The organism is Butyricicoccus porcorum (assembly GCF_051246315.1).
Lineage (GTDB): Bacteria > Bacillota > Clostridia > Oscillospirales > Butyricicoccaceae > Butyricicoccus_A > Butyricicoccus_A porcorum.
The window spans coordinates 650,690-664,539 of the sequence record NZ_CP178353.1 but is presented as its reverse complement, the minus strand read 5'-3'; the positions used below and the strand labels follow the sequence as shown (position 1 = coordinate 664,539).

Genomic DNA, 13,850 nt, shown 5'->3' with positions numbered 1-13,850 from the left:
TTTGCGCGAAACAATGGATAAACAATGCCATATCTGCACATACTACCCTCCAAACGAACGGAGGGAACGCAAAATGGATGTTACACCGCAGGAATATGAACAGATGGTGCGTGAACAGTCCAGGCCATCACCGCTGCTGCGCGATATGGTGTGGGCATTTGCCATTGGCGGGGCCATCTGCACGCTCGGACAGGCAATTCTGGAGTTTTGGAAAAAGACCGGGCTGAATGAGAAGGATGCCGCAGCCGCGACCTCCATCACGCTGATTGGTCTTGCTGCCCTGCTGACAGGACTGCATCTGTACGAAAAAATTGCAAAGCATGCCGGGGCAGGCACGCTGGTGCCGATTACCGGATTCAGCAATTCGGTTGCCTCTCCGGCGCTGGAATTTAAGAGTGAAGGGCTGATTCTGGGCACAGCGGCCAAGATGTTTACCATTGCGGGCCCGGTGCTGGTATATGGCATCGGTGCATCCATCGTGTACGGCATCATCCTCGTGTTCCTCGGTGTGTGAGGGAGGTGCGGAGATGAACGGAAAACGGATGGGCATGGCAACAATTCGGCTGGAACGCCCACCGCGCGTGCGCGCCTGGGCGGCGGTCGGCGGCAAAAAGGAAAAGGATGGCCCGCTCGGCGCGGAATTTGACCATGTATTTTCGGATACCATGTGCGGGGAAAAGACATGGGAACAGGCGGAGGTGCATTTGCAGAAGGTCGCTGTCGGCATGGCGGCCAATAAATGCAAGCTGCCGGTTTCTGCCCTGGATATGATCCTGGCGGGCGACCTGCTGGGGCAGTGCGTTGCGTCAAGCTATGCCGCGCGCGGCACACAGGTGCCGTATCTCGGATTATACGGCGCATGCTCGACGATGGCGGAGAGCCTTGCAATCGGAGCATGTATGGTGGACGGCGGCTTTGCCCAGCGCGTCTGTGCCGTGGCCTCCTCCCATTTCTGCACGGCGGAGCGGCAGTATCGATTCCCGCTCGCCTATGGCGGACAACGCACGCCGACCGCACAGTGGACGGCAACTGCGGCAGGTGCCTGCATCCTGACTGCGGCGGCAGATGACTGCGCACCGGTGCGCATCACGCATGTCTGCTTTGGCAAGGTGTGTGATCTCGGTATTACCGATGCGAACAACATGGGCGCGGCAATGGCACCTGCGGCCTATGACACGCTGCGCACGCTGTTCAGCGATACGGGCACATATCCGGAGGATTACGACGGCATTTTTACCGGTGATCTCGGACAGGTCGGCTCGCGCCTGCTGTGCGAGCTGTTTTCCCGCGATCATATCGATATCAGCCCGGTGCACGATGACTGCGGCAAGCTGCTGTTCGACAGCAAACAGGATGTGCATGCGGGCGGCTCAGGATGCGGCTGTGCGGCATCTGTATTGTGTGCGCATCTGCTGCCCCGGCTTGCCGATGGGCGCATGAAGCGCATGATTCTCGCCGCAACCGGCGCGCTGATGAGTCCGACCAGCGTGCAGCAGGGCGAGAGCATTCCGGCGGTGTGCCATGCTGTGGTGCTGGAATCCGGCGGGAAGAGGTGATTGGAAGATGCAATATATCAATGCGTTTGTCGTGGGCGGCATCATCTGCGCACTCAGCCAGATTCTGATTGACAAGACAAAGCTGACGCCGGCGCGCATTCTGACGGCATATGTCGTGCTCGGTGTCATCCTGACTGCCATCGGCATGTATAAGCCACTGGTCGATTTTGCGGGAGCAGGTGCAACGGTTCCGCTGCTCGGCTTTGGTTATACGCTTGCGGAAGGTGTCAAAACCGCAGTGGCGGAGAGCGGGCTGCTCGGCGCCTTTACCGGCGGTGCAAAGGCGGCGGCAGGCGGCATTTCTGCGGCAGTATTTTTTGGGCTGTTGACGGCGCTGCTGTTCCGCCCGGCGGACAAGAGCTGAGGGCTGTTCCGCCCGCGGCGTACTGTTTGGATCGTACTGCCCGGTGTATGGCGCAGGTGTCCTGCTGTTTCTGCTGTGCTTCGGCAGGCTGATGCGCAGCCGCTGTTTGAACGTCTGGTGGGAAAGCTCAGCCCGAAGGTGCGCGATGTGCTCGCGACTGTGTGCACATACATCGCCGGACAGCGAACCGCTTGACAGATCGCCGGGATGATGCTATTCTGAGAATAGAAAAAGAGAGACAGACCGGTAACGGTTCGTCCCTAGACTACTGTTACAGTAACCCGTCTGAGGCGAAGCAGGCGGGTTACTTCTTTATCTGAATCATCAGAGCAATCACAGCTACAACGAACAAACCGAACTGAAAGAGGTCGGAGTATGTAACGTAAGCCATGCAATCACCCCCTATTCATCGGGAATTGGGAGCGAAAGAAGAAGTGCCGCTCCCGAAAAAGAGGAGCGAACCGCCACCGTTATGGTATGTCTCTCTCAGGTGTCATTGTAACAGACCCGACAGAATGCGTCAATTGCAGGCAATAGAGAATCCATCCACAAAAAAAGCCGCGAAGTGTTTTGCTTCGCGGCTTTTGCTGACAGGGATCAATATACGCGGATGACCGATGCAATATCGCGCACCATGCTCATGCTGCGCAGGATGGTCAGTGCATCGCGGATGTGGCGCTCACGCACGGTGTCCGTGATAACAACCAGGTCGGACGAGCCGCCCTTGGATGCTTTCTGGATGACCTGTGAGATGCTGACACCGTTGTTGCCGAGCACACCGGAAACACCGGCGAGTACGCCCGGGCGGTCTTCCACACGCAGGCGGATGAAATATTTGCTCTTGATGTCGTCAATTGCCTTGACCGGCAGTTCTTTATAACAGGTACAGCCAATGCGTCCGGTGCAGCCCATCAGGAGATTGCGCGCAGTGTCGATGATATCACCGGTGACGGCGGAAGCGGTCGGCATTTCACCCGCGCCGCGCCCCATGAACATCGCATCGTCCAGTGCATCGCCGTGGACAAAGACCGCGTTAAATGCATCGTTGACTGTCGCGAGCGGATGGGAATCCGGGATGAGCATCGGATGTACGCGGACTTCAATGCCTTCCGGCGTGTTGCAGGCGACGCCGAGCAGCTTGATTGCTTTGCCCATTTCTTTGGCATACCGGATGTCTGTTGCGTGGATATTGGTGATGCCTTCGGTATAGACCTGCTCAAAGGTCACGCGCGAATGGAAGGCAATCGATGCCATGATTGCCATTTTGCGCCCTGCGTCATAGCCCTCAATGTCGGCGGTCGGATCGGCTTCGGCATAACCCAGTTCCGTCGCCATGGCGAGCGCATCATCAAATTCCATGCCGTCCTGTGTCATACGGGTCAGGATATAGTTGGTTGTGCCGTTGACAATACCCATGATTTCGGAAATTTCATTTCCGGCGAGACACTGCTTGAGCGGGCGGATGATCGGGATAGCACCCGCAACTGCGGCTTCAAACTGCAAATCGCAGTGGTGCTGTTCCGCAAGATCGAGCAGCTCGCCGCCATGTACCGCCATCAGGTCTTTGTTGGCTGTGACGACGTTTTTGCCTGCGGCAAGTGCTTCGGAAATATACGTATGTGCCGGTTCCATGCCGCCCATCAGCTCGACGACAATGGAAACCTCCGGGTCAGACACAATGTCCTGCCAGTTGTCGGTGAGCAGTGCGGCATCCACACCGGGACGCTCTTTGTTGGCATTGCGCACAAGGATATGGGAAATTTCAATCGGTGCGCCTGCAATCTGCGGCATTTCCTGTGCGCGCATGGAGAGTAATTTGTATACGCCGCCGCCGACCGTGCCGAGGCCGAGCAGCGCGATGCGAATGGGTTTGTTCATATGCTTCCATCCCTGCTTTCACGGTTCTGTATGGTACTATTTATGTGCCTCTTTATCATATCGTATTTTTTGTCGCTTTGCAACGGATTTGCTTTGCATCGTGTAGATTCCTGCGGTATCATATCGGTATAGGATGGTGAGAACAGTGAAAACAATTGTTTGTTATGGAGATTCCAATACGTATGGCTATGACCCGACGGACAGCGGACGGTATGCGTATGCTGTGCGTTGGCCGGGCAGGCTGCAACTGCTGCTCGGACGCGAAGCATATTATGTCGTAGAGGAAGGTCTGAATTGCCGCACGACCGTGCACAGTGACCCGTGTTACGATGATGACAAAAGCGGTGTGGCACTGCTGCCCGCGATTATTAAGACACATATGCCGATTGACCTGCTCGTTGTCATGCTCGGATCGAATGACATGAAGCTGCGGTTTCATATGCAGGCGGCGGATATCGCGCGCGGCGCGGCATTGCTCATACAGACAGCAAAGCAGGTGTCTGCTGCCAAGAGCCCCGATGGTATGCCGTGTGAAATCCTGCTGGTTGCACCGCCGCTGATTACCGAAGACCTGCGGGACGGCGCATGTTATGATGAATTTGGAGACCGTGCGATCAGCCTTTCGCGGGAGCTTTCCAATTGGTATGCCACAGTCGCACAGAACAGCGGCGTACATTTCCTCGATGCCGCAAAGCTCGTCACGCCATCTCCTGTCGATGGCCTGCATCTGACACCGGATGGACATGAAGTGCTCGCACAGGCGATGGCGCAAACGTGCCGCGCTATCCTTACGCATTGTTAACAGCCCCTTTCTTGACAGTATCCGGACAAACAGATACAATAAAGAACATATAGGGGGGATCATGCGCGAGGTGATTGGATGGCATATATTTCGTTTGAAAACGTGACGAAAAACTACAAAATGGGTGAAGTGACGATACCGGCATTGTCCGGCGCCAGCTTTGCGGTTGAAAAGGGACAGCTTGCTGTCATCCTCGGCGCCAGCGGTGCAGGCAAGACCACTGCGCTCAATATTTTGGGTGGTATGGAAACCGCCACAGACGGTGCGGTGTATGTCGATGGACGCGATATCACACGGCTGCGCGGGAAACAGCTCATCCGATATCGCCGCGAGGAGATTGGGTTTGTGTTCCAGTTTTACAACCTTGTTCCCAATCTGACCGCACAGGAAAATGTCGAGCTGGCGGCACAAATCTGTCCGGACAGCCTGTCCGCATCGGAAATGCTTGACCGCGTCGGTCTGTCCGACCGCAAGAACAATTTCCCGGCACAGTTGTCCGGCGGTGAACAGCAGCGCGTGGCGATTGCGCGTGCCATTGCGAAAAATCCCAAGCTGCTGCTGTGCGATGAACCGACCGGTGCGCTGGATTACCGCACAGGCAAACAGATTTTGCAGTTATTACAGGATACCTGCCGCCGGGACGGCATGACAGTGCTCGTCATCACGCACAACTCTGCGCTTGCGCCGATGGCGGATGTCGTCATCCGCATGGCGAGCGGCCGCGTGACCGAGATCACACACAATCCCAGCCCGACGCCGATTGCGGAGATTGAGTGGTGAGATTCATGACAAAATCCCTGCGCAAAAATATCGTGCGTGAGATTCGCGGCACGTGGAAGCGGTTTGTTTCGATTGCATTGATGGCATTTCTCGGTGCAGGCTTTTTTGCGGGCATCAATGCAGCGAGCCTTGATATGCAGCTGTCGTGTGACCGGTATCTCGACGAGCAGAACTGCTTTGATCTCGAAGTGCTGTCCACAATGGGACTGACGGAAGACGATGTGGATGCTGTACAGGAGGTGCGCGGTATCCGGGATGCGGTCGGCGTATATTCGGAAAACGTCCTCGTCAGCATCCGGGACGGCGACGAAAAGGTAAAGCTGTTGTCCATCCCTTCGGGGAGCGGGATCAATGCTTTGCGCGTGGTTGACGGCGAGATGGCGGAGCAGGCGGATGAATGCGTCGTCCCCCAGTCACTGCTGGATATCACGGGCAAACAGATCGGCGACACGCTGACCATTACCGAAACACGGGAAAAAGATGAGGGTTCATCGTTTTATCACACCGAACTGACGATCACAGGTGTAATTGAAAGTCCGCTGTATATTTATGGCAGCTCGGGGACAAATGAACGCAGTACCGGTGCGGTGGCGGATTATATGTACGTCCCGCAGTCGAATATTACAGAAGACTACTATACCGAGCTGTACCTGACCGTGGACGGCGCGGCGAAGCTGGATGCGTTCGGCGATGAATATGAATCGCTCATGGAAGCGGAAGAGGTACTCGTCAAGGCAATCGCAGACGAACGCGAGGCGGCGCGGTATGACCAGCTGACCGGTGAGGCGAATGCGGAAATTGATGACGCACAGGCAGAGCTGGATGAAGAAGCTGCCGATGCGCGCAAAAAGCTCGATGACGCGCAAAAGGAACTGGATGATGCGCAGAAGGAACTGGATGACGGCCGTCGTGAGCTGGATGTATCGCGTGCGAAAGCAGAGCGCGAATTTGCAGCTGCACAGAAAAAGATCGACAGTGCCGAGCAGCAGCTCCGCGAAGGCCGCCTTGCGTTCGAGCAGCAATCCAAAGCGGCACAGCGGCAGCGCGCCACACTGGTGGACAAACAGAAGGAAGTCGCTGCACAGCTGGAAGAGCTGCGCAAAACGCGCACAGAGACCGCACAGACAATAGCGGAACTGGAGACCCAGCGCACCCAGCTGGCAGATGCAATCACCCAGCTGAAAGCGGGAATCGAAGCGCTGACCGCGCAGCTGGAGCAGGCAAAGGCGATACGCGAACAAATGATTGCGGCGGGCATGGATATCACAGAGCTGGACGCACAGATTGACCAGATGGAGGTCAGGCTGAATGAGCTTGCGGAATCGTGTTCCGGCTATGAATTACAGCTGGAACAGCTGGATATGGGTCTTGCACAGGCAAAGGACGGCCTTGCACAGATTGACAGCGGCATTCAGCAGGCAGAGGACGGTCTGGCACAGATCAAAAGCGGCATTCAGCAGATCGATGATGCGCTGGCTGCCGGGCGCGCACAGCTCGCCTCCGCACAGGCACAGCTGACGGCAGCCAAACGCCAGCTTGCCAATGCGAAAAAGGAAGCGTATGCGCAAATGAACGAAGCGGCGCGCAAGCTGGTGGACGGACAGGCGGAAATCGATGATGGCAAAATCGAGCTGGCAGCACAGAAGGCGGATTTTGACCGCGAGATTGCCGATGCACAGAAGGAAATTGACGAAGCGCGCGAAAAGGTCGGGGACATCAACAAGCCGACGTGGTATGTGCTGACGCGCGACGGCAATGCCGGATTGTCCGGCTTCGATCAGGATTCCAGCAATCTCAAGCGCATTGGATTTACCTTCCCGCTGATTTTCTTCCTCGTCGCCGTCCTCATCAGCCTCAGCTCGATGACGCGCATGGTTGAGGAACAGCGCGGCCTGATCGGTACACTGGGTGCACTCGGCTACAGCACCGGGCAGATTGCGGCAAAATATTTGCTGTACGCAGCGGCTGCATCGATTTCCGGCGCAATTCTCGGCGAACTGGTGTGCTTCCGTGTCCTGCCGGTCATTGTCTGGGCGATTTATGACACATTCTATACGCTCCCGGCATTTTATACGCCGATTGACCCGCTGTATGCAGCCATTGGCATTATAGTCTGTGCAGGCAGCATTGTCGCGGCGACAGCGGCGGCATGCTGGAAGGAGGTTCGCCAGACACCGGCACACCTCATGCGCCCCAAAGCGCCCAATCCGGGCAAGCGTGTGCTGCTCGAACGCATCACACCGCTCTGGAGTCGACTGACTTTCTCACACAAGGTCACGCTGCGCAATCTGTTCCGCTATAAGAAGCGGTTTATTATGACCATCTGCGGCATTGCAGGCTGTTCCATGCTGGTCACAGCGGGATTGGGTCTGCGCGATTCCATTGAACAGCTGTTGCCGCTGCAATATGGACAGGTCATGCATTATGACCTGATTGCCGTGGCAGGCGATGTGGCACCGGACGAATTTTCCGAAATGGCAGACGATATGCAGACGGACAATGCGGTCAGGGACAGCATTGCCGTGCATGCGGAGAGCGTCAAGCTGGTCGCGGACAGTGGAAAGTCATATGAGCTTGAGCTGTTTGCCCCGTCAGACGCCGGAAAATTCCAGCAGTATATCTCACTCATCGACACGCAGAGCGGGGAAACGCTTTCCTGCGGCAATGATATTATGCTGACCGAGCAGATTGCGGAAACGCTGGGTGTCGAGGCGGGCGATACGGTTTCTGTCCGCCGCGAGGATGGTACCAAGGCAGACATTCGGGTGGGTGCTGTCGTGCACAACTATCTGAGTCATTACGCCTTTCTCTCGGCAGAGGGGTACGCGGCGGCCTATGGTGAGACACCGGAGGACAACGCATTTCTCGTCCATACAGCTGAGCTGGACGAGACAGAAACCGATGCTTTTGTCAAAAAGCTGAACAGCGACACGCGCTATACTGCGGTGTCGTCCACAGCGGACGCGCGCAGCGCGACAGATGACAGGCTCGGGCTGATTAACGAGGTCGTCATCATTCTTGTGGGCGCGGCGGCGGCATTGGCAATTGTCGTGCTGTACAACCTGTCCAATATCAACATCAGCGAGCGCATCCGCGAGCTGGCAACCATCAAGGTACTCGGCTTCTATGATCGTGAGGTATACCAGTACAATACGCGCGAAACAGTGATTTTGACACTCCTCGGCACACTGATCGGGCTTTTCGGCGGGCGATGGTTGGTATCGTTTATCCTGCTGACGATGGAAATGCGCGGTATTGTGATTGTGCCGACGGTCGCGCCGCTCAGCTATGCGGCGGCCGCCGTGCTCACGATTCTATTTGCAACGATTGTCAATTTTTCCACCTATTTTTCGCTGAAGAAAATCAACATGGTCGAAGCGCTCAAGAGCGTGGAATAACCCGCTTTTCTTTCCAGAAAGAAAAGCTTGGCAAAAGAAATGTCTGGTGCGCTTCCGCGCACAGCGAACAGCCGAACTCTCCGTCCGGCTGTTCGCCCCGACGAGGGTGAAAAGGGAGGACGCTTGCCGATGTACAGTTCAGGATGTGTGGACTGCAAAAAAGCGCCGTACCCGAAAGGGCACGGCGCTTTGCTGTATTTGTAGATCGTTCGGATAAGCGGGCGCTTACTTGCACTTTGCGAGCAGCTTTTCCCACTGTTCATCGACGTACTTCTGAGCTTCTTCGATCATCCATTCGTTGCCCGGCTTGAAGCAGTGCTTGAAACGGCCCTGCTTGACCATGAATTCTTCAACCGGGAGCTTCTTGCTCGGCATGTAGGTCAGGTGCCATTCGCCTTCCATGACCTCGTAGAGCGGCCAGACACAGGTCTCGACTGCCAGACGGCAGATCTGAGCCATATCCTGCGCCTGGAACCGCCAGCCGCGCGGGCACGGCGCCATGACATTCAGGAAGCAGGCACCCGGGGTGTAAATCGCCTTGTGTGCCTTTTCATGCAGGTCGCGGAAGTTGCCGAGGAAGGTCGTCTGCGCCGCATACGGAATGTTGTGCGCCGCCATAATCTCCGTCAGGTTCTTCTTATTCTGCTTTTTGCCGTAGGATGCCGTGCCGACCGGAGTCGTCGTCGCGTCGGCAAAACGCGGGGTGGAAGAGGAACGCTGGATGCCGGTGTTCATGTATGCTTCGTTGTCGTAGCAGACATAAACCATGTCATGGCCGCGCTCCATCGCGCCGGACAGGGACTGGAAGCCGATATCATAGGTGCCACCGTCGCCGCCGAACGTGATAAACTTGTAATTGTCCTGAATCTTGCCCTTCTTTTTCAGGACATTGTATGCGGCTTCTACGCCGCCGCAGGTGGCTGCCGCGTTTTCAAATGCACAGTGAATATAGCTGTCCTGCCATGCGGTATACGGATACAGGAAGGAGGAAACCTCCAGACAGCCGGTTGCGTTGGTGATAACAGCCTTGTCCTCCGGCTCGAGCGCGCGCAGTACGCCGCGCACGGCAATGCCTGCGCCGCAGCCTGCGCACAGGCGATGGCCTGCGACAAAGCGTTCTTCTTTCGATAACTGTTCTTTCAAACTATATGCCATGGTGTTCTTACTCCCTCTGTCCGATGTGGCGGTAAACCTCGCCGGTCTTGCCGGTCTTTACGATTTCGTCCAGCTCGTCGAAGATTTCGGTGCAGTCCTCTACGCGGAAGTCACGGCCGCCCAGACCATAGACAAAGTTGACTGCCTTCGGACGGTTGTCCAGATCGTACATTGCACTGCGGGTCTCCGCGAACAGCGGGCCGCCTGCTGCGGAGAAGCTCTCCGCCTTGTCGAGGATGGCAACTGCCTTGCAGCCGGACAGTGCCTGTGCGATTTCGTCAAACGGGAACGGACGGAATACACGAACCTTTACCATGCCGACCTTGCGGCCTTCGGCACGCAGTTTGTCAACGGTTGCGCGTGCGGTACCGGCGGACGAACCGATGAGGACAACTGCGGTGTCAGCATCCTCCATGCGGTATGCTTCAAAGAAGCCGTAATAGCGTCCGGTTTTGTCGCCGAACTTCTTGCCGACCTCAAGAATGACCTTTTTGGCACGCTTCATTGCTTCGGCCTGTGCCTTCTTGGCCTCCATGTAGTACGGGGAAACGCCATAAGGGCCGACTGCCAGCGGATTTTCATGCTTCAGCAGATAGTTCTCCGGGTTGTATTCGCCGACAAATTCCTTGACCATGGCATCTTCTTCCAACTCGATGTTCTCGACGGCATGGGAGGTGATGAAGCCGTCCTGGCAGACCATGATCGGCAGGCGGACTTCCGGATTTTCACTGATCGGCATCGCCTGAATATAGTTGTCATAGGCTTCCTGGTTGTTTTCGGCAAAAATCTGAATCCAGCCTGCATCGCGTGCGCCCATTGCATCCGAATGGTCGTTGTTGATGTTGATCGGGCCGGTCAGGGCACGGGTGACCAGTGCCAGCGTGATCGGCAGGCGGGAGGACGATGCGACATACAGCAGCTCCCACATCAGTGCGAGACCGCAGGAAGAGGTCGCGGTGATCGCGCGCGCGCCGGCAGCGGCAGCGCCAATACAGGTGGACATCGAGGAGTGCTCGGACTCAACGGTAACAAATTCGGTGTCAACCTCGCCGTTTGCAACATACTGTGCAAAATACTGCGGGATCTCTGTGGACGGGGTGATCGGGAACGCACCCATGACGTCCGGGTTGATCTGCTTCATTGCATAGGCAACCGCCTCGTTGCCGGAAAGTCTTTCACGGATCGACATGGCTTATTCGTCCTCCTTTCCGAACGAAATGGCATGGAACGGGCATACTTTATAGCAGATGCCGCAGCCCTTGCAGTGGTCGAAATCAAAATCAGAGCGCTTGCCATCCTTGACCGGAATGGACGAATCCGGACAGTACGGTGCGCACAGCAGGCACTGCTTGCACTTTGCCGGATCCCAGTGCGGGGTCATGGTGCGCCATTCGCCGGTCTTGGTCAGGACCGCCGTACCCGGCTCATAAATTTCACAGCCCGGAGTCAGATCCTGCCACTTGGACTGTTCGTTGATATCTTTTGCGTGAATCATCCTACTTGTACCTCTTGCATAGACTTGGTCAGAACGGTCATGTTGCCCGCGATGACCTGCGGCTTGGTTGCGAACTTGTGCTTGAACGATGCTTCCATGTTGGAGACGAACTGGTCGGCATCGACAACGCCGGAGACCTTGACGGCAGCGGCGAGCATCGGAGTGTTCGGGAAGTTCTTGCCCAGGATCTCCTCGGAGATCCGGCGCGCATCGATGGTACATACGCGGCCGGGATAGTTGCCCAGCTCCTTGCGTACCTCAGCCGGAGATTTCGGGGTGTTGACAATAATGGCACCCTCCGGGTTCAGACCCTTGGTGACGTCGACGGTTTCAATCAGGCTCTCATCGACGACAACGACATAATCCGGGTCATAAATGTTGGAATGCACTGTGCAGCGCTCATCACTGATGCGGTTATAGGCGGTGATCGGTGCGCCCATGCGTTCCGGGCCGTATTCCGGGAAGCCCTGTACATACTTGCCCGAGCTGAAGGCTGCGTCCGCGAGCAGCAGGCAGGCGGTCTTTGCGCCCTGTCCGCCGCGGCCGTGCCAGCGGATTTCCACTGTGTTCTGCATGAAAAATCTCCTCCATCCAATTCTATTCAATCTTCAATCAAAAAACAAACGTCGAAAAAACAAATAAAAAAAAAGCTCCCATCCGTAAAAGGACGAGAGCATAATTGCTTCGTTTCACCACCTGTTACTGCATACCATCATATGAGCTTCCGATAACGGGGAAAACCGGCACGACCTACTTGCCGGGAAATCGGTTTCGGCCTGCGACTCAGGAGTGATTTTCGGACTGTATGTACTGCTGCCGGGCTTGCACTGTCCCCGGTTCGCTGGGAGGTTCCACACAGACGTACTGTCTCCGTCGCTGTCTTTTCAGCGGGATGTTCAGTTGATTGCTTCTAAGTATAAGCGCATTTTGTGTCGAATGCAATGGGGATTCTGCACAAAAAGCAGTTGGAAATTATGGCTAAGGTGTGGGAATGTTTTTGGCAGATTCTGGACTGGGGAAATTTTTTGTTAAATTAGCGTTTTTTCCTCACCGTCCTGTAAGAAATCTGTTACAATAGAATTCAATGTAATGCAATTGACGAAAGGGGAGCCTTCCCGTGAAAGAGAGTATGAAAAAATATTTCGGCTGGGGTGCGACGGTTGTCGTTGTCGGCGCGCTGACGCTGTTGATATTTTTTTGCATTTATAAGTTTGAGGAGCTGGCAGAGGGCATCTCCCGGCTGATTTCCATTCTGATGCCGGTCATCCTCGGCATTGGCATCGCCTATGTGCTTTCGCCCGCCTATAACTGGCTGCGGGGAAAGCTGCGCCGTCTGTTGCATCGGACGTTTCGCTGGCGCGGGCGCCGGGCGCTGTATTGTGCGGATATCCTTGCGATGGCAGGAACCTTCCTCGGCGCGGGCGCACTGATTGTCGGTCTGCTGGCGCTGCTGATCCCGCAGATTATCACCAGCGTCACGAGCTTTGCCTCCTCTTTGCCGACCAATCTCATGCAGGTCTCCCAGACGCTCCAGTCGCTGCTGGCGAGCAATCCGACCCTGGAGCAGAATGCGATGTCGCTGTACGCGCAGGCGGTCAGCTACGTCGAAGAATGGATTCAGACATCGCTTGCGCCGTCCATGCAGGAGGCTCTGAGCTATGTGTCCGTCGGCGTCATGAGTACGGTCACCTTTGTAAAAAACCTGTTTATCGGTATTATTGTCGCCATTTACCTGATGGCGGGCAAGGAAAAATTTCTGCGCCAGCTGACGCGCTGCCTGTATGCCGTGCTTGGTGCGCATTGGGGCAATATCGTCATGGATTATGCGCGCTATGCACATCAGATGTTCAGCGGATTTATCGGCGGCAAGCTGATCGATTCGTTCCTCATTTTCCTGATCTGCTGTGTGGCGCTGCCGATCATGAATATGCCGTATGCGATGCTCGTCAGTGTGATTATCGGTGTAACCAATATTATCCCGTTTTTCGGGCCGTTTATCGGCGCGATTCCGTCTTTTGTCATCATCCTGATCGACAACCCGATCAAATCGCTTTATTTTCTCATCTATGTACTCGTATTGCAGCAGTTTGACGGCAACATTCTGGGGCCGAAGATTCTGGGCAACTCCACCGGACTGTCCAGCTTCTGGGTGCTGTTTTCCATCCTGCTGTTCGGCGGCCTGTTCGGTTTTGTCGGCATGATTGTTGGTGTGCCGCTGTTTGCCATTTTGTACCGCATTCTGACGGACATCATTTCCCGCCTGCTGGCGCGCAAGCATTTGCCGCTCGCCACGGCGGAATATGCGGGCGTGGATCATATCGATGAGCAGACCGGCCAGCCCGTGCGGCGTGTCCGCGTCCGCACAGACGGTATGGGAGATACCGTCGGCGGGGAAGACGATTCCGGCGGCGGAGAGGAGTAA

At 55.9% G+C, this 13,850-nt stretch carries 13 protein-coding genes; 7 read left to right on the top strand and 6 right to left on the bottom strand.

Annotation, left to right across the window (positions count from 1 at the left end; translation table 11 throughout):
- The first annotated feature begins 73 nt into the window (after nucleotides 1-73).
- The 3 genes from spoVAC to spoVAE are packed head-to-tail and all read left to right on the top strand — an operon-like array spanning nucleotide 74 to nucleotide 1,920.
- Nucleotides 74-514: a stage V sporulation protein AC gene (spoVAC, locus tag ACLM7Z_RS03205; RefSeq protein ID WP_087016768.1), complete on the top strand. Its 441-nt coding sequence runs from the start codon at nucleotides 74-76 to the stop codon at nucleotides 512-514.
- A 13-nt stretch (nucleotides 515-527) separates the two neighbouring features.
- Nucleotides 528-1,556, top strand: coding sequence for a stage V sporulation protein AD (spoVAD, locus tag ACLM7Z_RS03200; RefSeq protein ID WP_087016766.1), 1,029 nt, complete (start codon nucleotides 528-530; stop codon nucleotides 1,554-1,556).
- A 7-nt stretch (nucleotides 1,557-1,563) separates the two neighbouring features.
- Complete coding sequence (gene spoVAE / locus ACLM7Z_RS03195; RefSeq protein ID WP_087016764.1) at nucleotides 1,564-1,920, top strand: stage V sporulation protein AE; 357 nt, start codon at nucleotides 1,564-1,566, stop codon at nucleotides 1,918-1,920.
- Between the two features lie 304 nt (nucleotides 1,921-2,224).
- Here spoVAE and ACLM7Z_RS03190 read toward each other — a convergent pair whose 3' ends face one another.
- Nucleotides 2,225-2,311 carry a putative holin-like toxin gene (locus ACLM7Z_RS03190; RefSeq protein WP_330395832.1) on the bottom strand — a complete coding sequence of 29 codons (87 nt, stop codon included), beginning with the start codon at nucleotides 2,309-2,311 and terminating at the stop codon, nucleotides 2,225-2,227.
- Nucleotides 2,312-2,517: 206 nt separating this feature from the next.
- Nucleotides 2,518-3,798: a homoserine dehydrogenase gene (locus ACLM7Z_RS03185; RefSeq protein ID WP_087016762.1), complete on the bottom strand. Its 1,281-nt coding sequence runs from the start codon at nucleotides 3,796-3,798 to the stop codon at nucleotides 2,518-2,520.
- Between the two features lie 145 nt (nucleotides 3,799-3,943).
- On the opposite strand from ACLM7Z_RS03185, the gene ACLM7Z_RS03180 reads away from it, so the two are divergent.
- The 3 genes from ACLM7Z_RS03180 (at nucleotide 3,944) to ACLM7Z_RS03170 (ending at nucleotide 8,778) form a co-directional block, all read left to right on the top strand.
- Nucleotides 3,944-4,600 carry an SGNH/GDSL hydrolase family protein gene (locus ACLM7Z_RS03180; protein WP_165760989.1) on the top strand — a complete coding sequence of 219 codons (657 nt, stop codon included), beginning with the start codon at nucleotides 3,944-3,946 and terminating at the stop codon, nucleotides 4,598-4,600.
- 78 nt (nucleotides 4,601-4,678) lie between these two features.
- Complete coding sequence (locus ACLM7Z_RS03175; RefSeq protein ID WP_273349049.1) at nucleotides 4,679-5,380, top strand: ABC transporter ATP-binding protein; 702 nt, start codon at nucleotides 4,679-4,681, stop codon at nucleotides 5,378-5,380.
- 5 nt (nucleotides 5,381-5,385) lie between these two features.
- Nucleotides 5,386-8,778 (top strand): FtsX-like permease family protein, encoded by a 3,393-nt coding sequence (locus ACLM7Z_RS03170; protein WP_435645757.1) that lies wholly within the window; start codon nucleotides 5,386-5,388, stop codon nucleotides 8,776-8,778.
- Between the two features lie 225 nt (nucleotides 8,779-9,003).
- Here ACLM7Z_RS03170 and ACLM7Z_RS03165 read toward each other — a convergent pair whose 3' ends face one another.
- Genes ACLM7Z_RS03165 through ACLM7Z_RS03150 form a run of 4 tightly spaced genes read right to left on the bottom strand, consistent with a single transcriptional unit; the run spans nucleotide 9,004 to nucleotide 12,003 of the window.
- Nucleotides 9,004-9,933, bottom strand: a complete 930-nt coding sequence (locus tag ACLM7Z_RS03165) for a thiamine pyrophosphate-dependent enzyme (RefSeq protein WP_087016753.1) — start codon at nucleotides 9,931-9,933, stop codon at nucleotides 9,004-9,006.
- A gap of 7 nt (nucleotides 9,934-9,940) precedes the next feature.
- Nucleotides 9,941-11,122 (bottom strand): pyruvate ferredoxin oxidoreductase, encoded by a 1,182-nt coding sequence (porA, locus tag ACLM7Z_RS03160; RefSeq protein WP_087016751.1) that lies wholly within the window; start codon nucleotides 11,120-11,122, stop codon nucleotides 9,941-9,943.
- Between the two features lie 3 nt (nucleotides 11,123-11,125).
- The gene (locus ACLM7Z_RS03155) at nucleotides 11,126-11,428 is read right to left on the bottom strand and encodes a 4Fe-4S binding protein (RefSeq protein WP_087016749.1); all 303 of its coding nucleotides are present in this window, start codon (nucleotides 11,426-11,428) and stop codon (nucleotides 11,126-11,128) included.
- Nucleotides 11,425-12,003 (bottom strand): 2-oxoacid:acceptor oxidoreductase family protein, encoded by a 579-nt coding sequence (locus ACLM7Z_RS03150; protein WP_087016747.1) that lies wholly within the window; start codon nucleotides 12,001-12,003, stop codon nucleotides 11,425-11,427. The genes ACLM7Z_RS03155 and ACLM7Z_RS03150 overlap by 4 nt, the downstream gene beginning before the upstream one ends.
- Before the next feature lie 554 nt (nucleotides 12,004-12,557).
- Here ACLM7Z_RS03150 and ACLM7Z_RS03145 point away from each other — a divergent pair.
- A complete protein-coding gene (locus ACLM7Z_RS03145) occupies nucleotides 12,558-13,850 on the top strand; it encodes an AI-2E family transporter (RefSeq protein ID WP_435645583.1) in 1,293 nt (430 codons plus the stop codon).